Annotated in this window: 22 protein-coding genes; 12 read left to right on the top strand and 10 right to left on the bottom strand. The window is 58.7% G+C overall.

Annotation, left to right across the window (positions count from 1 at the left end):
- Nucleotides 1-16 precede the first annotated feature (16 nt).
- Nucleotides 17-373 carry a hypothetical protein gene (locus DX908_RS01890; RefSeq protein WP_116390766.1) on the top strand — a complete coding sequence of 119 codons (357 nt, stop codon included), beginning with the start codon at nt 17-19 and terminating at the stop codon, nt 371-373.
- Nucleotides 370-1,290, top strand: coding sequence for an alpha/beta hydrolase family protein (locus DX908_RS01885; RefSeq protein WP_199564556.1), 921 nt, complete (start codon nt 370-372; stop codon nt 1,288-1,290). Before DX908_RS01890 ends, DX908_RS01885 begins: the two co-directional genes overlap by 4 nt.
- On the opposite strand, the gene DX908_RS01880 is transcribed toward DX908_RS01885, so the two are convergent.
- The 3 genes from DX908_RS01880 to DX908_RS01870 form a co-directional block, all read right to left on the bottom strand.
- On the bottom strand, nt 1,287-1,667 hold the full coding sequence (locus DX908_RS01880) for a hypothetical protein (protein WP_158548425.1): 381 nt from the start codon (nt 1,665-1,667) through the stop codon (nt 1,287-1,289). The genes DX908_RS01885 and DX908_RS01880 overlap by 4 nt on opposite strands.
- A 55-nt stretch (nt 1,668-1,722) precedes the next feature.
- The gene (locus DX908_RS01875) at nt 1,723-3,507 is read right to left on the bottom strand and encodes a tetratricopeptide repeat protein (protein WP_116390764.1); all 1,785 of its coding nucleotides are present in this window, start codon (nt 3,505-3,507) and stop codon (nt 1,723-1,725) included.
- Nucleotides 3,508-3,610: 103 nt separating this feature from the next.
- Nucleotides 3,611-4,048 (bottom strand): ArsC/Spx/MgsR family protein, encoded by a 438-nt coding sequence (locus DX908_RS01870; protein ID WP_199564555.1) that lies wholly within the window; start codon nt 4,046-4,048, stop codon nt 3,611-3,613.
- Between DX908_RS01870 and DX908_RS01865 the strand changes: the two genes are divergently transcribed.
- A complete protein-coding gene (locus tag DX908_RS01865; RefSeq protein WP_116390762.1) occupies nt 4,041-4,235 on the top strand; it encodes a hypothetical protein in 195 nt (64 codons plus the stop codon). The genes DX908_RS01870 and DX908_RS01865 overlap by 8 nt on opposite strands.
- A gap of 34 nt (nt 4,236-4,269) precedes the next feature.
- On the opposite strand, the gene topA is transcribed toward DX908_RS01865, so the two are convergent.
- Nucleotides 4,270-6,909 carry a type I DNA topoisomerase gene (gene topA / locus DX908_RS01860; RefSeq protein ID WP_116390761.1) on the bottom strand — a complete coding sequence of 880 codons (2,640 nt, stop codon included), beginning with the start codon at nt 6,907-6,909 and terminating at the stop codon, nt 4,270-4,272.
- 178 nt (nt 6,910-7,087) lie between these two features.
- Between topA and DX908_RS01855 the strand changes: the two genes are divergently transcribed.
- Nucleotides 7,088-7,297, top strand: coding sequence for a hypothetical protein (locus tag DX908_RS01855; protein WP_116390760.1), 210 nt, complete (start codon nt 7,088-7,090; stop codon nt 7,295-7,297).
- 89 nt (nt 7,298-7,386) lie between these two features.
- Here the strand turns inward: DX908_RS01855 and DX908_RS01850 are convergent, their stop codons facing one another.
- From DX908_RS01850 to DX908_RS01840, 3 genes are all read right to left on the bottom strand, one after another.
- Nucleotides 7,387-7,740: an endonuclease domain-containing protein gene (locus tag DX908_RS01850; protein ID WP_158548424.1), complete on the bottom strand. Its 354-nt coding sequence runs from the start codon at nt 7,738-7,740 to the stop codon at nt 7,387-7,389.
- An 88-nt stretch (nt 7,741-7,828) separates the two neighbouring features.
- The gene (gene msrA, locus DX908_RS01845) at nt 7,829-8,497 is read right to left on the bottom strand and encodes a peptide-methionine (S)-S-oxide reductase MsrA (protein ID WP_116390758.1); all 669 of its coding nucleotides are present in this window, start codon (nt 8,495-8,497) and stop codon (nt 7,829-7,831) included.
- A gap of 63 nt (nt 8,498-8,560) precedes the next feature.
- Nucleotides 8,561-8,752 carry a hypothetical protein gene (locus tag DX908_RS01840; RefSeq protein ID WP_116390757.1) on the bottom strand — a complete coding sequence of 64 codons (192 nt, stop codon included), beginning with the start codon at nt 8,750-8,752 and terminating at the stop codon, nt 8,561-8,563.
- 209 nt (nt 8,753-8,961) lie between these two features.
- On the opposite strand from DX908_RS01840, the gene DX908_RS01835 reads away from it, so the two are divergent.
- Nucleotides 8,962-10,005 carry a ribonucleotide-diphosphate reductase subunit beta gene (locus DX908_RS01835; protein ID WP_116390756.1) on the top strand — a complete coding sequence of 348 codons (1,044 nt, stop codon included), beginning with the start codon at nt 8,962-8,964 and terminating at the stop codon, nt 10,003-10,005.
- Nucleotides 10,002-10,223: a hypothetical protein gene (locus DX908_RS01830; protein ID WP_116390755.1), complete on the top strand. Its 222-nt coding sequence runs from the start codon at nt 10,002-10,004 to the stop codon at nt 10,221-10,223. Before DX908_RS01835 ends, DX908_RS01830 begins: the two co-directional genes overlap by 4 nt.
- Before the next feature lie 235 nt (nt 10,224-10,458).
- Here DX908_RS01830 and DX908_RS16640 read toward each other — a convergent pair whose 3' ends face one another.
- Entirely contained in the window at nt 10,459-10,587 is a 129-nt protein-coding gene (locus tag DX908_RS16640) for a hypothetical protein (protein ID WP_267895848.1), read from the bottom strand.
- Between the two features lie 26 nt (nt 10,588-10,613).
- On the opposite strand from DX908_RS16640, the gene DX908_RS01825 reads away from it, so the two are divergent.
- Complete coding sequence (locus DX908_RS01825; RefSeq protein ID WP_116390754.1) at nt 10,614-11,381, top strand: hypothetical protein; 768 nt, start codon at nt 10,614-10,616, stop codon at nt 11,379-11,381.
- A 217-nt stretch (nt 11,382-11,598) separates the two neighbouring features.
- Nucleotides 11,599-12,555, top strand: a complete 957-nt coding sequence (locus tag DX908_RS01820) for a hypothetical protein (protein WP_116390753.1) — start codon at nt 11,599-11,601, stop codon at nt 12,553-12,555.
- Between the two features lie 60 nt (nt 12,556-12,615).
- Here DX908_RS01820 and DX908_RS01815 read toward each other — a convergent pair whose 3' ends face one another.
- Nucleotides 12,616-13,011, bottom strand: a complete 396-nt coding sequence (locus DX908_RS01815) for an SPFH domain-containing protein (protein WP_116390752.1) — start codon at nt 13,009-13,011, stop codon at nt 12,616-12,618.
- 148 nt (nt 13,012-13,159) lie between these two features.
- Between DX908_RS01815 and DX908_RS01810 the strand changes: the two genes are divergently transcribed.
- Entirely contained in the window at nt 13,160-14,248 is a 1,089-nt protein-coding gene (locus tag DX908_RS01810; RefSeq protein WP_116390751.1) for a glycoside hydrolase family 5 protein, read from the top strand.
- Nucleotides 14,249-14,251: 3 nt separating this feature from the next.
- Here the strand turns inward: DX908_RS01810 and DX908_RS01805 are convergent, their stop codons facing one another.
- A complete protein-coding gene (locus tag DX908_RS01805) occupies nt 14,252-16,417 on the bottom strand; it encodes an FdhF/YdeP family oxidoreductase (RefSeq protein WP_116390750.1) in 2,166 nt (721 codons plus the stop codon).
- Between the two features lie 142 nt (nt 16,418-16,559).
- Between DX908_RS01805 and DX908_RS01800 the strand changes: the two genes are divergently transcribed.
- The 3 genes from DX908_RS01800 (at nt 16,560) to DX908_RS01790 (ending at nt 19,632) form a co-directional block, all read left to right on the top strand.
- A complete protein-coding gene (locus DX908_RS01800) occupies nt 16,560-17,474 on the top strand; it encodes an ABC transporter ATP-binding protein (RefSeq protein ID WP_116390749.1) in 915 nt (304 codons plus the stop codon).
- Between the two features lie 3 nt (nt 17,475-17,477).
- Nucleotides 17,478-18,233 (top strand): ABC transporter permease, encoded by a 756-nt coding sequence (locus tag DX908_RS01795; RefSeq protein ID WP_116390748.1) that lies wholly within the window; start codon nt 17,478-17,480, stop codon nt 18,231-18,233.
- 79 nt (nt 18,234-18,312) lie between these two features.
- Nucleotides 18,313-19,632 (top strand): DUF3573 domain-containing protein, encoded by a 1,320-nt coding sequence (locus DX908_RS01790; protein ID WP_116390747.1) that lies wholly within the window; start codon nt 18,313-18,315, stop codon nt 19,630-19,632.
- Nucleotides 19,633-19,682 lie beyond the last annotated feature (50 nt).

Genomic DNA, 19,682 nt, shown 5'->3' with positions numbered 1-19,682 from the left:
CAACGGGAGGCGTCCCATGTTTTCTTTCATCGTCCGGCTTTTCATGCTGCTGGCTGCGCTCGGCACGCTGGGGTTGACCTCGCTCGATATTCTCAAAGACCATATGGGGGTTGATACCGATGCGCTGTTGCGCTCGGGCGGTAATATGGCGCTCGCCGCTATCGCCGATCTTGCGGATAAATGGAGCGGGCTGATCGCGAATCTTTCCGGCGCCGATACGGGCACCGCCGGTGGTGAGCGAGTGGGCACCTCCTCGATCGATGCGGGCGGCAGAGGGGATGCAGGCGGCAGTCTTCTTATCCAGATCGGCTTTGCGGCGGCTTCGATCCTTGTCCTCTGGCTGCTGATCAAATTCGGACGGCGCAAGGCGTGAGGCGTATCCTTGGCTCGGCTCTCCTGCCGCTCTTGCTCGTCGTTTCTGCTCATGCAGGCGTGCCGCCAGTGATCAGCCCACCGCAAGCCGATTTGCGCGATGATGCGCCATTGATGAGCTGGCCGGACCTTCTGGGTCGCCCATTGCCTGCACCGACGCAATCTATACGGATTGGCGACGGCGACACCGATATTGTCGATCTCTGGCTGCCGGAGGGCGAGGGACCACACCCGGTTGTCCTGATGATCCATGGCGGCTGCTGGCAGAAGGCCATCGCCGACCGTACTCTGATGAATTACTCGGCCGAAGCCCTGCGTGCAGCGGGAATTGCAGTCTGGAACATCGAATATCGTGGCGTCGATGAGGAGGGGGGCGGCTATCCCGGCACTTTCCTCGATGTCGGGCGCGCCGCCGATGCGCTGATGGAGCGCGGGGGCGAATTCGGTCTTGATACGTCAAAAATCGTTGCATTTGGTCACTCGGCGGGTGGTCATCTGGCGATCTGGGCGGCGGGGCGGCATCGCCTGCCGTCATCAAGCGCGCTTTACACGGAAGATCCTGCACGCCTCTACGGTGTCGTTAATTCCGGCGGGCTTGCCGATCTTGAAGCGTCCGAACCGCTGACCCTCAAATCCTGCCTTGCCGATATCAAGGACAGGCTTGAAGGCCCGAACGGGTTCTCCGAAACCTCACCAGTCAATCTCCTGCCGCTCGGCACGATTCAGGTCAGCATCAATGGTGCGCGGGATCGCATCGCGCCGTCCATTCTGGGCGAGCAATGGACATTGAAGGCTGACCTTTCAGGGGATGAAGCACATTTCGTTGAGGTGCCTGGCGGGCATGTCGAGCTTGTCTCTCCGGGCACGGAAGCATTCGAGACGGAACTGGCGGCGATCCGCCGGTTGCTACTCGACTAGTTCACCATGCCGAGGCGTTTCTCGAGCGATGCGAAAAACCCGTCGGCGATTTCCGGCGTCGCGCCTATTGAATCCTGCGGGTAGCCAAGCGTGACGGTAGATGTGTTCGGCGCGACGGTCTCGATCTCAACAACATATCGTCCTTGAGGTCCTGCAAACAGGATCGATGTCTTCTCCAGCTTGGGTTCCACACGGATGATGGCGCCACCTTCAAAGTCGATCGTGTCCACCACCGCATCAGTCAGGAGCGGCACGCTCCAGTCATAGCTGGTCGACCCGATGACAACGGGGCGTTCTGGCTGCCAGCCGGGCACCGGCTTCAGAAGAGTGCAGCCAGCCGTAAGGCACGCAATGATGGTCAGGCTAAAAAGACGCATAAGCATATGCGAGCGCTGTTCGGGCCTCGACGCAAGAAGGAGATCATGCGCTCGATCAGAGATGCATCAATTTCGGTCTGGTCCCGCGTTCTCCAAGCCAGGCGTCTTTGAAAAGCTTGTCGGCAAGCTTTGCGCCAGACCGCTCACCTTCGCGTCGATAGGCCTCAGCAAGGCCGAATAATGCCCACGCATTATTGGGAGACTGAACGAGCGTTTCATGGAAGAGCTGGCGAGCCCGGTCGTGATCTCCGGTCAGGAGAACCATTGCCGCCAGAGTCTGTTTCGAAGGATAATACCAGAAGGGCGGCTCCATGTAAGGAAAGCCGTCCTGCAGAATGACGGCGCGCTCCATCGCCTCAACGGCGGTTTCATAATCGCCTTCCGCTGCGGCCGCGCGCGCAAGAATCGTCAGGCGGCTGACTTCAAGGACGCCATCCGCGGGAACGCCGCCACCGATCAGTTCACTGAAATCGGTATTTGCGGCAATGCTTGCAATCGCGGCAGCCTCTGCGCGTGCATCGTCGGTGCGGGCCATGCTGGCCAGCGCTTCACCTCTTGCATAGTGCCAGGCGGCTTTCAGGAACGGAATATCATCACCCGGATCTTCCATCGCGAGTACGTCACCAGGTGCGCCAAACTGCGCCATCGTGTAATAGGGGGCAGCTTTCACTGGCTGGATCCAGGGTGCGCTCGTTGCCATTTCGAGGGGCAGTTTTTCATCGAGCTTCTTCGCGAGCGCAAGCGCCGTCTCGCTGTCACCCCCTGTCTGGGCAGAAGTCAGCAGGAAGTGCAGATTGTGCGTGTAATAACCATACTCATAAATCACGCTCGCTTCATTGTTGGCGAGAAATGCTTCATCCGCAGCGACAGCCGCGATATTGTGTGAAATCGATTTCTTCCAGTCTCCCACACGGTAATAGGTATGTGCGGGCATATGAACCAAGTGACCAAGTTCTGGCGCAAGGGCAGCCAATTCATCCGCATAAGGAACGGCTCTGTAGGGGTTATTGGATGCCTCTGTCAGGTGGATATATAAATGAATGGCAGGGGCGTAATCAGGTTTACGGGCCAGAATGCCTTCGAGGAGAGAGAGTGTGCGTGCGGAACGTCCTTTTGGCGTCAGGCCATCGACCTCCCAGTAATCCCAGGCTTGCGTGTCCATATTGGCTTCCGCCGCAATAACGGCAATGACGTTATCTTCCGGGTAGAGAAGAGCGACTTCATCCATAGCCTCGGCAAATGCCAGATCAAGCGCGCCGCGATCCGCTTCTGGATCGTCCGAATAACGCTTCATCAGGGCATCGATTAATGCACGCTCGCGCTCTGATGCATTGCCGGAGAGTTCAGCGGCTTTTTGCGTTGCTGCAATGGCCTTTGCGCCGGCAATTTCATCCATAGGCAGATTGATATTGGGGCCGTATGCGAGCCCTTCTGCCCAGAAACACATGGCGCAATCAGGATCAGCTGTCTGAGCTTTTCGGAATGCTGTTGCGGCGGCCTCGTGATTGAACCCGTAGACAAGCGCCATGCCACGATCAAACCAGAGCTGCGCTTCCGGGCTCGATGTCGTAATCTCAAACCCCAGACGGCTCAGGGTCTCATCGGAAATAGAGCCGTCTGACGTGACCTCCGGAAGAGCTGCCGCATATGCAGCCGCCGCGCTGACGAAAAACTGACGGCGAGCAGCCAAGCCATCCTTGCCGCCACAAAGGGCTGAGCTGAAAGCAATCGGCGGAATGAACGAGACACCGTCATCTTGCGGTTGCCATTCGACATTCAGCGTCACACCGGTCAGAGCGGCAATGCCTGCGCTGCCAGCCAGAATCCATTTCAAGGCCATAATCAAAGCTCCTCTCTCTCAACATTCAGGAATAGAGAATGTTGTCCCAAGAATGGTGCTAAGCCTGAGGCCAGTTACCTTCAAGCATTTAAGCCAGTGAGAGCTACTCACCCAACAATGCTTTTGAGATGGCGGGTGTCCAGCCGACATGAACCGCCTTGTCCGCTTCGATCACTGGACGTTTGATCAGCGTCGGATGGGCGATCAGTAGGTCTGCCGCATCCCCGCTTTCGCCCGCGGCCTTCTCAGCATCGGAAAGCTGCCGCCATGTCGTCGAGCGTTTGTTGACCAGCGACTCCGCGCCTGCGGCCTTCAGCCAGGCAGGGACTTTTTCCTCAAGGTCCGCCTCGGCTCGGATGTCGACAAAATGGACATCCTGATCGCCCAAGGCTTTGAGTGCCTTCTTGCAGGTGTCACAGTTTTTGAGGCCGTAAAGCGTGAGGGGCATATCAAAATTCCTTGTGCAGAGAAGACTTTTCGGAACGGTCGGGATCGGCTCAAGATTGGTGCAGTCGATCAGGAGCGAGCAGGCAATGACCATCGAAATCGAAGTTTTCGGCCCCGATTACAAGGAAACCCTGCCATTCGAGGCGCTGCCGCGCATGGGAGAGCAGGTCGCCTTCAAAAATGATCAGGGCGGCTGGGAACGCTATGTCGTGACGGAAGTTGCTCATTATCCTGATCATGGCGAGTTCCAGGCATCGATCAAGATTGCGCGGAAGCTATAAGGGATAAGAGGAGGGAGCCTCAGCGCCCTCCGACTTATGATTCCGCTTTCTTGGTAGCCTTTTTGGCGGCTTTCTTCGTCGCCTTTTTGGCTGTTTTTTTCTTGGCGGCTTTCTTTTTCGTGGCCTTCTTCTTGGTCGCCTTTTTCTTGGTGCCCTTCTTGGCCGCGACTTTCGCTTCGCGCGCGGTGATCAGCTCGACCGCATGATCAAGCGTGATCTCGTCAGGATCGACCCCGGCGGGGATCGTCGCATTGGTCTTCTCGTGCTTCACATAGGGGCCAAAACGGCCGTCAAAGACTCCGATGGGCTCGCCCGTGACCGGGTGATTGCCAAGCTCTCGTTTCGCCTTGGCGGCGGAACCCCGGCCACGGCCCGGGTTCTTTTTCTTGTCTTCGAGCACCGAGACGGCGCGGTTGATACCGATCTCAAAGACATCCTCGACGGTTTCAAGGCTGGCGGAAGTCTTGCCATGCCGGATATAGGGGCCATAGCGGCCGATCGCAGCGGTTATGGTCTCGCCATCTTCCGGGTGCGGACCGACATCGCGCGGCAGGTTGAGGAGCTTCATCGCCCCGTCGAAATCGAGGGAAGCTGCTTCCCATGTCTTTGGGATCGAGGCGCGTTTGGGTTTCTCCTTGGACTCGGGGTCTTCTTCGCCAAGCTGAACATAGGGGCCGAACCGGCCGGTTTTCAGCCAGACAGGAAGGGACGTATCCGGATCAACGCCAAGCTGCTTGTCTTCAAATGCGTCGGGCTCGTCACCTGACTGACCGAGTGAGCGGGTATATTTGCAATCTGGATAGCGTGAGCAACCGACGAAAGCGCCCTGACGGCCAACTTTGAGGGACAGCTCACCTTCCGCACAAAGCGGACATTCTCTCGCCGGCTTGCCATCTTCGCGTTCGGGAAAAATGTGCGGGCCGAGAGCCTCGTTAAGGGCATCGAGAACTTCAGTGATGCGGAGAGGCTTCATCTCCTCAACGTTTGCGTTGAACTGATTCCAGAATTCCCGAAGAAATGCTTTCCACTGAACATCGCCGTTGGAAATCTCGTCGAGCGTTTCTTCCAGATTTGCCGTGAAGTCATATTCGACATATCGGCCGAAGAAATTCTCTAGGAAGGCGGTAACAATCCGGCCCTTGTCGTCGGGAATGAACCGGTTCTTGTCCATCGTGACATAGGTCCGGTCCTGTAGCGTCGAGATGATCGATGCATAGGTCGAAGGTCGGCCAATACCCAATTCCTCAAGCCGTTTTACGAGACTTGCTTCAGTAAAGCGGGGCGGTGGTTGCGTGAAATGCTGATCCGGGGACGGATCTTTAACATCCGCGCCAGCGCCCTGACTTACCTTGGGAAGGCGGCTTGAATTCTCGTCATCATCATCGTCGCGGCCTTCCTGATAGAGCTTGAGGAAACCGTCAAAAGTGATGACCGAGCCGGTCGCGCGAAGGGCGACCTGTTTGTCGGTACTTTCGACATCAATAGTTGTCTGCTCGAGCCGGGCGGCCTCCATCTGGCAGGCCATGGCGCGTTTCCAGATCAGATCGTATAGCCGGTATTGATCCTGATCGAGGCCCTTGAGGCTGTCCGGGTGCCGACGAAAGTCGGTCGGCCGGATACATTCATGAGCTTCCTGCGCATTCTTCTGTTTTGATTTATACATGCGCGGCGAGGACGGCACATAATTCTCGCCATACGCGGATTTGATCTCGTCGCGGCAGGCCATGACGGCCTCGGGCGCCATGTCGATGCCGTCGGTCCGCATATAGGTGATGAGGCCAGTTGTCTCCCCGCCGATCGTGATCCCTTCATAGAGCCGCTGGGCGGTCTGCATCGTCCGGCGGGCATTAAACCCAAGCTTGCGCGAAGCTTCCTGCTGCAGGGTCGACGTAGTGAAGGGCGCGGCTGGATTACGCTTGGTCGGTTTTGCCTCAACCGAACCGATGGTGAAGCTTGCGCCTTCGACGGCGGCTTTCGCGCGTGCCCCATCGGCTTCGGAGGTCAGCGAGAATTTCTCGAGCTTCTCGCCGTCAAGCCGGGTCAGGCGTGCCGTGAACGGATCACTTCCCCCGGAAGTGACTTGCGCCTCGAGGGTCCAGAACTCTTCGGGGACGAATTTTTCGATTTCGAGCTCGCGCTCGCAGATCAGCCGCAGGGCGACCGACTGGACCCGGCCGGCGGACCGGGCGCCGGGCAGCTTGCGCCACAGGACGGGTGAGAGCGTGAAGCCGACGAGATAGTCGAGCGCGCGGCGTGCCAGATAGGCATCAACCAGATGCTGGTCGATATCGCGAGGCTCAGCCATCGCTTCTTCGACGGCGCGTTTGGTGATGGCGTTAAATGCAACTCGTTTGACGGGCTTGTCTTTGAGAACCTTGCGCTTTTGCAGGACTTCGAGAAGGTGCCAGGAGATCGCTTCGCCTTCGCGATCGGGGTCGGTGGCGAGGATGACGCCGTCGGCCGCCTTGACCGCATCAAGGATGTCCGAGACGTGCTGCTTGGACCTCGAATCGCTCTCCCATACCATCGAGAAATCTTCGTCAGGATCGACGGAGCCATTCTTGGACGGCAGGTCACGGATGTGACCATAGGAGGCCAGGACCTTGTAGTCCTTACCTAAATACTTGTTGATGGTCTTCGCCTTGGATGGCGATTCGACGATCACAACCTGCATGAACGGGGAATACCTTTGGGTGGGTGTCTGGTGTCCGGAGACTGGTGAAGCCCCTTTGCGCTGTCAATAAGGGGGGATAACTATGTTCGCGCGAGTGATGCATTATATGGGTATCTATGGTTGTTGTATTAGCGGATAACTGGTATTGCGTCTGCTTCGCAACCTAGGAGGAGCGGGCATGTCTTCACCCCCTGATGAGGGGCCTGAAAAAGAGGAAGTGAAAGACAGCGCCAGTCAGATGGGGAGAGAGACTGAGCTCATGAGCCTCGCGCCGAGACTTATCAGCTTGGAAGTGTGGTGCCGTCAAAAGGGGCTGGACGGAATCGCGGAACATCTGGGCAAAGCCGTCGATCTCCTCGATCGGGAATTGACGTCGGCAAAAGGCTAAAAAGCTAACAGGGCAGCTGTCACAAGATCCAACATGTAAATAATAGGAAGCGGCGATACTCCGGTATCGCTGCTTCTTTGTATCGCAGCTTATGCCGCGATAGGCATCGGTGCTGGTGTTGCGTGGCGAAGAGGGCGGCGCCCCCGCCCCAGCGCCTGGCGGACGAGCCGTTCCACACTGGCTGGCGCGGCTTCGACATGATCGGCCCAGAACCGCAGCACCCGGTAACCGCGCTGCTCCAAAGAGCGTAACCGAAGGCGGTGAGCCGTCCGCGCAGATTCAGTGCGCAGGGGCGCGCAATCCAGCTCGACGACGAGTCGGGCCTCCATGCAGAAGAAATCCACCATATGTGGCCCCAGCCGGGCGCCGCGTACAAATCGCGCTTCGCCTCGGGCTGCCCGCTCAAGGCATTCCGCCAGCCTGTTTTCTGCAAGATCCGCCATCTGACTGCTCCCATGTTTCTGGTATGTTCTCATTTAGCATGAAAGAGAACATAAAGGGAACTATTTTTCCACAAAAGGGGAAAAGCCCTTAATGTGTAGCGGCTTCGTCGCCCCAGACAGCGCGGACACGGGCATCCCGGCCACAACCTTTGCGATAGCGCTTATAGGCCTCGGATTTCGGCAGGCGGCCATAACGGGTCAGAATCTGCTCGTCGCTCTTGTAGTAATCCTGGTGGTAGTCCTCGGCGGCGACAAAAAAGGGCAGGGGCTCGACGCGGGTCGCAATTTCCTTGCCCAAGAGCTTTTCGGCTTCGGCAATAGCGGCCTCGGCAGCGGCGCGTTCTGCCTCACTCTTATAATAGATGGCGGTCGTATAGGCGTGGCCGCGGTCACAGAATTGACCACCAGCATCGGTCACATCGATGGTGCGCAAGAAGAAGTAGATCAGCTCCGCAAAGCTCGTCTGGCTTGCGTCATAATAGACCTCGACCGCTTCGCGATGGCCTTCATGGTCACGATAGGTCGCGTCGCGCTTATCCCCGCCGGCAAAGCCTGAAACCGCCTCATAGACATCGGCCCGCGCTTCGAAATCTTTTTCCACACACCAGAAACAGCCGCCCGCGACGACGAGGGTGCTCGCGTCTTCGGGCACGTCCATGAGATCAGGCGCCTTTTCGGCAGCGCTCCCTCCTTTGCTGCCACCACAGGCGGCGAGGGCACAAAGAAGGATGAGCGGGAGGGCAAAAAATCTGGTCATACCGGCCTTTTCGCTGCGGACCGGCCAGAGGTTACGGCGTGGAGGCGCCGCTCGCCAGTTTTATCACCTCAAGGTGATGAGCGAGACGAAGAGGGAGATCACAGCAATGGAAGAGAAGAAGAGCAGCGTATCGGAATAGCCGCCGACCGGACTGACGCCGGTGATTTTCGGGACAAGGAAAAGTTTCACCGACACGACAGCCAAGAAGATCCAGAGACCCCTGCCGAGCCAGCGCTCAATCATAAACCAATTCATCTCATGCCCTCCCAGGTGGTCAAAAAATTACCACCAAAGCGTGTGGGTGGCAATAAATTCGACTAACCCAGATTTTGTGGAAATTGCGGCATATCGCGCGTTAACCATACAAGATATAGTGGAGCCTGTTGGGGGCGTGCCGAATCGCGTCACCTGTTTGCCACGCTACAACCGATCCGCCTTTCAACTGACCAGTGAGTGATCATCCGATGTTCGACGATAAAGCCATGAACCTGCCCGGCCTTCTGACGCCTTCGCACAGCTACAAGCCGTTTCGTTATCCGTGGGCGTATGATTACTGGAAAAAGCAGCAGCAGGTGCACTGGATGCCGGAAGAAGTGCCCCTCGGCGAGGACTGCAAGGATTGGGCGAACACCCTGACCGATAATGAGCGGAACCTCCTGACACAGATTTTCCGCTTCTTCACTCAGTCGGATGTCGAGGTGAACGACAATTACATGGAGCGCTATTCCCGCGTCTTCAAACCGACCGAGATCAAGATGATGCTGTCGGCCTTCTCGAATATGGAGACGATCCATATCGCGGCCTATGCGCTTCTGCTTGAAACTATCGGCATGCCGGAATCCGAATTCTCCGCCTTCATGGAATATGAGGCGATGGCGGACAAACATAACTACATGCAGGAATTCGGCGTCGACACCGAGGCAGACATTGCCCGCACGGTCGCCATGTTCGGCGGCTTCACCGAAGGGCTCCAGCTTTTTGCTTCCTTCGCCATGCTGATGAATTTCCCGCGCCAGAACAAGATGAAGGGCATGGGCCAGATCGTCTCTTGGTCGGTGCGCGATGAAAGTCTTCACTGTGAGGGGATGATCCGCCTGTTCCATGAATTCACCAAAGAAACCGGCTGCCTGACACCTGCCGTTGCGGACGATATCGTCGATTGCTGCAAGACGGTAGTGTCGATGGAGGACAAGTTCATCGATCTGGCGTTCGAGATGGGTGAGGTGCCCGGCATGACGCCGGACGACATCAAGACCTATATCCGCCATATCGCGGACTGGCGTTTGGGCCAGCTTGGCCTGCCGACCGTTTACGGCATTGACAAGCACCCGCTTCCCTGGCTGCGCGAGATCCTCAACGGGGTTGAGCACGCTAACTTCTTCGAAGCGCGGGCCACGGAATATTCCAAAGGCGCAACGCAAGGCGAATGGCACGGCGATGAGGGCGTCTGGGCCCAGTTCGATAACTGGAAACAGAAAAAAGCCGTCATGGAGGCAGGCCGCGGATGATGGCCGGGGATGCCCGCCCGCTCGTGATGAACGAGTTTGCACGCTGGCGGGCCGTTAACCCTCCGGAGACGGAAGAGAGCGGGGCGTCCGACGCGCCGCTCGGCTTCTACCGGCATTTGCGGGAGAATGCGCCGGATCTTCTCGGCCCTGATGCCAGCGGCTGGGAGATGATCCGGGGCTGGCTCCGTGTGGCGGATTGGTGTGAGGTGAACGGGTAGGAGGGTAGTAGCTATCCGTCATCTGACCAATGTCCACCACCCGCTCATCCCTTTTTTTTTACCCCATTGCTTCCTGGGTCCCGCGGTCAAGCCGCGGGATGACGGCGCTATTAAGAGAACAAATGAGCGGCAGGGCCGTCAGCCGATTTAGTCTCACCACCCGTCCTCGCCCACGAAAAAGCCGGCCTGCGAGGGGGAGCAGACCGGCTTTCATGCCTCGCCAGCAAGGGGAGGATTAGTCGAGGAACTCGGTAATCAGCTGGCTGGCAATGGCGACCATGACGATCTCACCTGTGTCGAGCTGGGCGTAATAATAGCCGCCGCGCGGGGCTCTCTTGACCCCATCAACCGGCACGCGCACCATCTGCGGCTGATCGCGAGGGGCGCAAAATGAACAAGAAAATCATCGCCGGGGCAGGGGTCATAGCCCTCGTCGTCATCGCCTTTACGGCCGGCTACTTTCTCAATGGCGGTCCGCGCGAGGAAGCGGACAAACCCAAAACCGCGCGCGAACAGCTCGAGGCTGAGCTTGCCAGCGCCGACACGGCGGATGCCGCGGCCTTCCGAAATATCCAGAAGAACTTCCCCGACGAATATGGCCAGCTTCTCGACATGGTGCTGGAGAAAACCGAAGCCGGGGCGAGCGCGGTTGAGATCGAACAGGCCTCGGCCCAGTTCACAGCGAACATCCGCAAATCGAATGCGCCCCACGCCTATCAGGCCCCGGACGATGCCCTGATCGCGGTGCTCGACATGCAGATCGAGGCGCATGAATTTGTCCAGACCAAATGGGGCTATCAGACCTGCCAGCGCTACGCGATGGAGGGGCCGATGGGGTTCGTTGGTACGCCGCTGATGAATGAGATGATCGACCGGCTGGGCGAGCAGTCGACCGCGCTCCTGACCGCTATTGCCGAAGGCCGCGACCATCCGGTGGGCCGCGAGCCGCTGCGCGCCGATGACTGGCAGCAGGTTGCTGATTCCATTCCGTCCTCGGAGGAAAAAGACCGCTACATCGCGCTCATCTCCGGTATGCAGGTCGATGAGGAAGATGTCTGTATCGCGCTCATCTGGTATCTGACGGCTATGCGCGATGCCAAAACGGACGGTGCCGAGCGCGTCCGTGCCGAATTCGTCAGCTCACTGGCCGCCAATTAGGCGCGAGAGCCTCACTGTTGCGCAGGCGCAACGCTCCTGATTTCCTTCCGCATGCCTCTTGCCTTGTGCACGGAGTTCCGCCATCTGGCGCCTCCCGGCCATTGGCTGCCGGGTTGAAGGAGTAACCCATGCGCGATTTCCGCGACCAGACATTCAACGATATCTGAATCTCCGGCAGGCGGGACCTTCCGGAGTGAACCACTCACGGGAGGCGGGCATGACAATCCGTACCTATCCATTCTGGTGGCTGACGCCTTATCTCGTGCCCGTTTTCGAGCGCGAGCCGTCGCGACTTGCCGACTATCTCGCCCTGCGCCGCCGGGACTGGCACTATGTCGGCCTGATCGTCGCTTTGATGGGCGAGATGGCGGAGGATACTGATCATTTTGCCGCCGTTGAACGCGGGCTTTTGAGCCGTAAGCGGAAAGATGTGCTGGCGGATGTTGCCCCGGACGTGCCGGCGGCAGTGCTGAAGCTCGTCCTGAAATTATCGGGCGAGCTGTGGCGGCCGGCATCCTATCGGCGGCTCGCGGCCCTGGTCGAGGATGAGCACGCGATTGAGGTTCTCCGCCGACGCAAGGCGATTTCCCGCCGGGCCATCCGAACGCTCTACCGTCTGCCGCCGATCCTCCGCACGGAGAAAGTGATGTCCCGCCTCAAACGGTCACAGGATGTCGAGGAGTTGATCTTCACGCTGGATGTCGTGCGGCGCATTCGTCCAGACATGACGGAAGAAGATATCCTCCGCTCCCTCAGTCAGTGTAAAACGGAGGAGGAAGAAGACATCATGCGTCGCTGGGTCCAGCATCACTATCAGCATGCCCCGTTTCCTGCGCCACCTTGGCGGGGGAATGAGGATCTGCGGCCGATCACCAGCTTTGCCGAACTCAAGCGTCTGGCGCTTGAATTCGACAATTGTGTGCGGACCTATCACCTCGATGTCCTCGACGGGACGAGCTATTTCTATCGGTATTCGGAGAAAGGTCGACCCGTTGCCACTGTCGAGATCGTCCGCCTGCCCGGCGCTGGCTGGTCAGTGGGTGACATTGAGGGGATCAAGAACGACACCGTCCCTGCGACGATTGTCGGCCGGATCCGGGCGATCTTTGCAGAGGCGGGGATCGGCGCCATGCCGCCCCAACTCCACCGGGGCAGCTGGTTCCGTTACTATTGATGAAAAAAGGGCGTACAGGACTTATCCTGTGCGCCCGAATTCAGGCTGTTATTCTGTCTGTTATTCCGTGGCCATCGGGATGCGGCCCGCTTCGAGGATCGGGATGCCTGCCTCGGTCGGGATATAGATGACGTCCTGATTATTCTGGCCCAGCTTCTGGATCCAGAGATAACGCAGATACCCGTCCGGACCGCCGAGCCCGTCGGCGATGATGTCATTGGCCTCGGCCACGCCTTTGGCGCGCTCGATTTCGGCTTCGGCATAATAGCGGGCAGATTCGAGCTGGGCTTTCGCCTCTTCGATCTGGACCTTGCGGGCGTTCTCCGCTTCGGCGAGGGCGGCTTGCCCCGCGAGGTCGGCGCGCCAGACATTCCATTGCGGAAGGATATACATAGCGGCCGCGCCGATCGCGATGATCAGGATGAGGCTGCCGAGTGCGGATGCGGTACGTTTCATGATGTGTTCCCTGCCATGACCCATGGTTAATGTAGGACGTGAGCGCGGCGGGTTCAAGAAGTCCAGTAATGACGCCAATGTTAGCGCTTAACAAAATCGCGTTGATCCCTTAGGCTGCCGTAAAACAAGAACATGCCGGGAGGAACTCATGCGTATCCGGTCGAATTTGTTGCGCTGCGGGATGATCGCCGCTGGCCTCTTTATGTCCGCTTGCGGAGGAGGGGGTGGCGGCTCATCCACTGTCGCCGTCACGCCGCCCGCGCCGCCTCCACCCCCACCGCCGCCCTATATGGGCGATAGCGGGACACCAAGTGAGGCGATGGTCGAGGGATCGACCTGCATCAATATGGGCAATGCGCTTGAAGGCGATCCGACCGAAGGCTCATGGGGTGTGACGATCGAGGAGCGCTATTTCGATATCATCGCCGATGCCGGGTTCGATATCGTCCGCATTCCGATCAGGTGGCATAACAAGACCGGCCCGGCACCCGATTATACAATCGATCCTGTCTGGATGGACCGAGTCGAGGAAGTGATTGATCAGGCGCTGGCACGCAATCTGACCGTGATCATGAATGTCCATCATTATGATCCGCTTTATTCGAACCCCGCGGCGGAGCGCCCGGCTTTCTTAGCGCTCTGGGAGCAGATCGCGCCGCGTTTCCAGAACAAGTCGGGCAGGCTTTATTTCGAGCTGATCAATGAGCCGCGTGATGCGTTGAGCGGGGATGTGCTCGGCATGCTGAATGCCGAAGTCGTGCCGATCATAAGGCAGACCAATCCCGACCGGCCGCTGATCCTGTCAGGGGATGGATTTGGCGGTTTGTCCGGGCTCCTCAATAATTTTCAGGGGCCGGATGACCGCTATATCATCGCCTCATTCCACTATTATGACCCGTTCAATTTCACCCACCAGGGGGCGACCTTCCTTCAGAACCCGCCGCCGACCGGCACTGAATGGGGCACAGCGCAGGAACTTGCGCAGATGGCGACTGATTTTGCAGATGCCGCGCAGTTCTCGGCCGACCGGCAGGTGCCGCTCTTCATGGGCGAGGGCGGCGTCTATATCGGTGTGCCGCTGTCCGAACGGCTCGAATGGTATGAGGATATGCGCATGGCCGCTGAGGCCAACACCATTCCCTGGTGCATGTGGAATTTCCTCAGCGATTTTGCGCTTTACGATCTTGGCACGGATGACTGGATCCCCGGCGCACTTGCGGCGCTGGGTCTCGAATAGGGCTCAGGCCGGGCTGATCGAGACCGGTGTCGATTTGAAGGAGGGCGTGCGGCTGCGCGGATCGACCGCCGTGCCGGTCAGGGCATTGGCCTCGGGGTAGTAAGCCATGACGCAGCCCTTGGGCAGGTCAAAGGGATAGACCCGGACTTTGCGCATCTCGCCATGATCGGAGGTGATATCGGCATACTCGCCAAGCCCCAGCTCCGTGATATCGTCCTTGTGCATCATCACTGACCAGCGGGTTTCCGTACCCCGATAGCTGTCCTTCTCCTCATAGATGATGGAGTTGAACTGGCCTTCACTGCGCAGGGAGGTCAGCCGGAAAGGCCGTTCATCTGGTTGAGTAGGCAAAGGGTGCGTGACGAAATGCGCCTTGCCGTCATTTGTGTTGAATTGCGGCGTGTGGATCAGCCGGTTGCGGATATGGAATTCGTGCTTCGCGACATAGATGTCACGCAGCTCCTCCATGCCGGGGACAATATCGGAAATCGCCTCGCGGATCGTGCGGTGCCGCGCAAAGCTCTCCCAGTCGATGGGGCCATCGGGGAAGAGGCGGGCTGCAAGCTCTGTCAGAATACGGACTTCGGAGCGGACATTGATCAGTCGTTCAATCCCACCATCGCTGAGGCGCACGAAGTTGAACATCGATTCTTGTGTCGTCGGCTCGGGCTCTTCATCCCTCGCAGTGACCGGCAGGATGATCATCTCGCTCGCATCATTCCCCGACACATGGCTGCGATTGAGCGTCGTCGTCAGGCACAGCCGGAACCCGATCCGGTCAAGCGCTGCTGCCGCCCAGTCCCGGTCGGGATTGGCCTCAAGGAGGTTCCCGCCCATCAGGAGCGCGGCATCGATCCGGCCCTCGCTCGCGGCCTGCATCGAGGCCATTGTATCGAGCCCGCCGCCACGGGGCAGGGTGACGCCGAGCGTTTCTTCCATCCGAGTAAGGATGTCTTCTGGCAGGACGGGTTTCACGCCGATCGTGCCGATGCCTTGCACATTCGAATGCCCGCGCAGGGGTAGGAGTCCGGCGCCCGGCCGCCCGATCATACCGCGTAAGAGCGCAAGCCCTGCGATATATTCGATATTCTCGCAGCCATGGAGGTGATGGGTCATCCCCATGCCCCAGGCAAAGACGGCAGACTTTGCGCCAGCATAGCGCCGAGCGGCGTCCTCGATCTGCCCGCGCTCGATCCCGGTGCGGGAGGTAATCTCTTCCCATCTGGTGGCCTCGATATCGGCGCAGAACGCTTCGATCCCGTCTGTATGATGAGCGATGAAATCCTGATCGAGGGCGTCCATTGCGAGGAGCGCTTTTGCGATCCCCTTGAAGAGGGCCATATCCTCGCCGATGCGCGGCTGCAGATAGAAGGACGCGATCTCCGTCCCGCCCGAGAGCAGCGATTTGGGGCTTTTGGGTACCGCGAATTTGACGAGACCCGGCTCCTTTGCCGGGTTGATGATGATCACTTCGCCGCCACGGTCCCGGCACGCTTTCAGCTGATGGATAAAGCGCGGATGGTTCGAGGACGGATTGGCTCCGATCACGAAGATACAATCCGCCCTGCCAAGATCGGCCAGCTCCACCGTCGAAGTGCCCGTGCCGATGGTCGTGCCCAGCGCGACGCTGGTCGCCTGATGACAGTAATAGGAGCAATTGTTGACGTTGTTGGTGCCGTAGGCCCGTGCGAGAAGCTGGAAGAGAAAGCCCGCTTCGTTTGAAGACCGGCCGGAAGAATAAAAGAATGTCCGTGCGGGATCGGTGTCTCCGAAACGCGCGGCAGCGATCTCCATCGCCTCATCCCAGCCGATGGGCGAGAACCGCAGCTCGCCTGCTTTCTTGTGAAGCGGGGTGTCGAGCCGGCCGAGGCGTTCCAGCTCCCGGCCTGACAGCTCACGGAAATCGGCAAGGCCGTGGTCAAACAGCCCTTCAGGGATTGCCGGCTGGATATCCGTCAGCTGCGCCTGAATGCTCTTGTTACAGACGGATGGAAACTCGTCCATTTCGTTGGTCATGCCGCCATGCTGGCCGCCCATGCCGAGCGCGCAGGCCTTGCAGGTATTCTTCGAGGTTAGCGCCTTGGCTGAGCGTCGCACTCCGATCTGCCGCAGCGAGTCGAGCGCATAGAGGATTTTCTTTGTGCCGCCGCCAATGGGTGGTTTGGACATGAACAGTTCCTGCGGGATAGGCTGGTAACAGGGCAGGGTGAATCGAATTGGGCCTCACACTATCATTGTTGCGGGGCAATTCACTTATTGACAGTCGATATGACGTCACCCACCTTCATGATGTGGAGTTGACTAGGCGCTTATGAATTTTTCTATTGAAACATCAGGACTTTCAAAGCGTTACGGCAGCGTCCGGGCGGTCGACGGGATTGATCTGCAGGTGCCGGAGGGCAGTGTTTTCGGCTTCCTGGGCCCCAATGGTTCTGGCAAGACGACAACCCTTCGCATGCTTCTTGGCCTGATCCGCCCCAATCGCGGGCGTGTGCGGGTCAATGGCGCGGATCTGGGGAGCAACCGTTATGCGGCGCTCGGGAAGGTCGGTGCGATCGTCGAGCAGCCCGCGCTCTATCCGACCCTGACCGGCCGCCAGACTCTTCGGATGCATGCAACCCTGATTGGGCGCGGCAGGGATGAGGTCGAGGAAATTCTCGCGCTGGTCGGGCTGACCCATGCGGCGAACCGCAAATCGAAGGGCTATTCGCTCGGAATGCGCCAGCGCCTCGCGATCGGTCGCGCGCTTCTGGGTAAGCCGCAGCTCCTGATCCTTGATGAGCCGACCAACGGGCTCGATCCATCCGGCATCGCCGAAGTCCGGGAGCTGATCAAATCGCTGCCCGAACGGACCGGCACGACCGTCCTTCTCTCCAGCCACCTTCTCTCGGAAGTCGAGCAGATGGCGGACACCTGCGCCCTCATCAACAAGGGTAAGCTGCTCTTTCAGGGGCCGCTTGAGGAACTGAAAGCCAGTGCAGGCGCCTTCCTGATCGCGGAAGTCGATGATCCCACCCGCGCTGCGGAGGTCTTCACCAATAGCGGGCTTGAGCCCAATATCCGCGGCTCCTTCGTTGAGGCGCGCTGTGACTGGGATAAAAAGGGCCGGGCGGCCTTGCTGGCGGCGCTCGTCGGGGCCGGCATCGAAGTCAGCTATTTCGAACTCAAACAACCGCAGCTCGAGAATGTCTTCCTTGAGCTGACTAAACCGGGCGGGGAGGGCTGAGCCATGTTTCGTTTATTCCTCGCAGAACTCTTCAAGCTCCGCCGGTCAAAGCTCTGGCTGACTTCGCTGGCCGTGCCGGTGTTCCTTTTCTCGATCTTCCTGATCGGGCTCGGCAATGTCGATGAGCGGCCGGCCTGGACGATGCTGGAGACAGGCGCGTCCTATGCCTGGGCCTATTTCCTGTTGCCGATGACGGCGACGGTGATCACCGCGATGATGGGGCAGATCGAATACCGCCCGAACACCTGGTCCTACATGCTGACGCTGCCACAGCGGAAATGGCAGGTCTTTCTCGTCAAAGCGATTGTCGCGCTTGTCGTCATGGCACTGATCAGTGCGCTTGTTGTCGGGGCGAGCATCGGCGCGGGCAAGGTGCATGGCCTTCTCCGCCCTGATTATGCGTTCTTTGGCATGGTGCCATGGAAGCATATGGGCAAGGAGATGTTCGAGATCTGGCTTGCCAGCTTCCTTCTTGTCGCCATCCAGTTCGGAGTCGCGATGCGGTTTGGCGGGCTGGTCCTACCGCTGCTGACCGGCATTGGCGGGGTGTTCCTTGCGATTCTTGTCGGCACGCTCAACCAGCTCAAATTCCTCGGCATCGCGACCGAGAATTACAATTTCATGCCGTGGCTGCTGCCCGCCAACATGCTCAGCTCGGAAGCCGGATTGGGTACGCAGACTTTGCTGATTGGCGGGCTCGGCGGCGGCGCGCTCTTCATCGTCATCGCGGTCTGGCTGTCCCGAAAGGACTGGAACTGATCGCCGCAGGGCGAGGGAACACTCGGTTAACACCTCATTGCTAGCCCCGCTTCATCGTCTTGAGGTGAAGGCCGGGGCCATGAAATCGTTTGTTTTTGCCATTTCCAGTATCATCGCAGGGATGTCCTTTGCGGCAGCAGAAGAGGGGCGCGGCCTGCGGCTCGGCCCTGTCACGGTCGAACGCGACCGGGCGCTGACTGAGAAGGTACTCGATTTTCAGGAAGGGCTGACCTCGGATGTGCCCTACCTGCTCAAGCGCTACGAGGCGGGCGAACTCAAGACCAACAGCATTTATGTCGGCGGGTTGATCCGCGGCGGTCTTTACAAGGAACAGACCAACACCGCAGGCAAATTCCCGATCCTGTCGCGCTTTCCGTTCCAGCATGACAGTGACACCGACAATACCGAAGCGCTGATCCAGAATGCCGCCGTCACCTTCACCGGCAATTTTGGCAAATGGATCACCGGCTTTGCCCAGATTGAGCATTCAGAAGTCTTCTATCGTCCGGATCAGGACAATGTGCAGCTTCGCGAAGCCTATGTGATCTTCGGTAATCTCGAGCAATCTCCGTTCTATGCTGCGGTTGGGCGGAAGACGGTCGATTTCGGTCAGTTCGATACGTTCACGCCCTTCACCCATTCGGTGAACCAGCACTATTTCTGGACGCTGTCGGACGATCCGGTCGTCGAGGTTGGCTATATCGGGGATACGTTCCGCGTCTCGGGCACGCTGATCAATGGCAGCCGCCAGATGCGGGTCGCCTATTCGGATAATGACGATGTCTTCGGCAATTTCGCGGTCAAGGCGGAGAAGGTCTTCACCCTCGACCGCATCGGTGCGCGGGCAAGGCTGTCCGCCAGCTATCTGCATGACACGATCTACAACAACAATTTCACCGCCCACACCGAAGAGGCGATCATCCGCGCAGGACCGCCCAATGCGCCGGCCTTCCCGCCGGTCTTCTTTCAGGAACGCAACGGGCTGATGAATGTCGCGGCGCTCCTCAATTTCGAGAACATTGATGTCGAAGCAGAGTACACCCGTTCGACTGACAAATGGCCGGCAACGACCATGTCAGCGCTTACCGGCGAGAGCTATGACGACTCGCCCGTTCTTCAGGCGATCACGCTGCAGGGGCGCTATCATTTCGACCTGATGGGCAAGGGCGCGAATTTCTCGGCTGTGCTCAGCCGCGGCATTTTCGGCCCGGACGATACCGAGTTCGATCTTGCTGATCAGCACTCGGCCGCGCTTGAATGGTCGGTGCTACCCTTCCTCAATCTGGGGGCGGAATATGTCTACAATAACGGCTTCCAACCTTTTGTTGGCATTCAGGAAGCCTCCGACACCGGTGTGGAGAGCCACACCTTCATCATCGGCGGAGATGCGCGCTTCTGATCGGAGGGCGCCTACGACGTTTGCCATTCTAGGCAATCGGGACCAGCGAA

This window comes from Parvularcula marina (assembly GCF_003399445.1).
GTDB classification, from domain to species: domain Bacteria; phylum Pseudomonadota; class Alphaproteobacteria; order Caulobacterales; family Parvularculaceae; genus Parvularcula; species Parvularcula marina.
Note: the sequence above shows the minus strand (reverse complement) of the source record. Positions and strands in the feature narration are given on the sequence as shown.

What these genes read in the sequence shown, in the direction of transcription:
- DX908_RS01890 (WP_116390766.1), top strand. Translation starts at nt 17, where the DNA reads ATGTTTTCTTTCATCGTCCGGCTTTTCATGCTGCTGGCTGCGCTCGGC.
- DX908_RS01880 (WP_158548425.1), bottom strand. Translation starts at nt 1,667, where the DNA reads ATGCGTCTTTTTAGCCTGACCATCATTGCGTGCCTTACGGCTGGCTGC.
- DX908_RS01875 (WP_116390764.1), bottom strand. Translation starts at nt 3,507, where the DNA reads ATGGCCTTGAAATGGATTCTGGCTGGCAGCGCAGGCATTGCCGCTCTG.
- DX908_RS01865 (WP_116390762.1), top strand. Translation starts at nt 4,041, where the DNA reads ATGACCATCGAAATCGAAGTTTTCGGCCCCGATTACAAGGAAACCCTG.
- DX908_RS01870 (WP_199564555.1), bottom strand. Translation starts at nt 4,048, where the DNA reads ATGGTCATTGCCTGCTCGCTCCTGATCGACTGCACCAATCTTGAGCCG.
- topA (WP_116390761.1), bottom strand. Translation starts at nt 6,909, where the DNA reads ATGCAGGTTGTGATCGTCGAATCGCCATCCAAGGCGAAGACCATCAAC.
- DX908_RS01855 (WP_116390760.1), top strand. Translation starts at nt 7,088, where the DNA reads ATGTCTTCACCCCCTGATGAGGGGCCTGAAAAAGAGGAAGTGAAAGAC.
- DX908_RS01850 (WP_158548424.1), bottom strand. Translation starts at nt 7,740, where the DNA reads ATGGCGGATCTTGCAGAAAACAGGCTGGCGGAATGCCTTGAGCGGGCA.
- msrA (WP_116390758.1), bottom strand. Translation starts at nt 8,497, where the DNA reads ATGACCAGATTTTTTGCCCTCCCGCTCATCCTTCTTTGTGCCCTCGCC.
- DX908_RS01840 (WP_116390757.1), bottom strand. Translation starts at nt 8,752, where the DNA reads ATGAATTGGTTTATGATTGAGCGCTGGCTCGGCAGGGGTCTCTGGATC.
- DX908_RS01835 (WP_116390756.1), top strand. Translation starts at nt 8,962, where the DNA reads ATGTTCGACGATAAAGCCATGAACCTGCCCGGCCTTCTGACGCCTTCG.
- DX908_RS01830 (WP_116390755.1), top strand. Translation starts at nt 10,002, where the DNA reads ATGATGGCCGGGGATGCCCGCCCGCTCGTGATGAACGAGTTTGCACGC.
- DX908_RS16640 (WP_267895848.1), bottom strand. Translation starts at nt 10,587, where the DNA reads ATGGTGCGCGTGCCGGTTGATGGGGTCAAGAGAGCCCCGCGCGGCGGC.
- DX908_RS01825 (WP_116390754.1), top strand. Translation starts at nt 10,614, where the DNA reads ATGAACAAGAAAATCATCGCCGGGGCAGGGGTCATAGCCCTCGTCGTC.
- DX908_RS01820 (WP_116390753.1), top strand. Translation starts at nt 11,599, where the DNA reads ATGACAATCCGTACCTATCCATTCTGGTGGCTGACGCCTTATCTCGTG.
- DX908_RS01815 (WP_116390752.1), bottom strand. Translation starts at nt 13,011, where the DNA reads ATGAAACGTACCGCATCCGCACTCGGCAGCCTCATCCTGATCATCGCG.
- DX908_RS01810 (WP_116390751.1), top strand. Translation starts at nt 13,160, where the DNA reads ATGCGTATCCGGTCGAATTTGTTGCGCTGCGGGATGATCGCCGCTGGC.
- DX908_RS01805 (WP_116390750.1), bottom strand. Translation starts at nt 16,417, where the DNA reads ATGTCCAAACCACCCATTGGCGGCGGCACAAAGAAAATCCTCTATGCG.
- DX908_RS01800 (WP_116390749.1), top strand. Translation starts at nt 16,560, where the DNA reads ATGAATTTTTCTATTGAAACATCAGGACTTTCAAAGCGTTACGGCAGC.
- DX908_RS01795 (WP_116390748.1), top strand. Translation starts at nt 17,478, where the DNA reads ATGTTTCGTTTATTCCTCGCAGAACTCTTCAAGCTCCGCCGGTCAAAG.
- DX908_RS01790 (WP_116390747.1), top strand. Translation starts at nt 18,313, where the DNA reads ATGAAATCGTTTGTTTTTGCCATTTCCAGTATCATCGCAGGGATGTCC.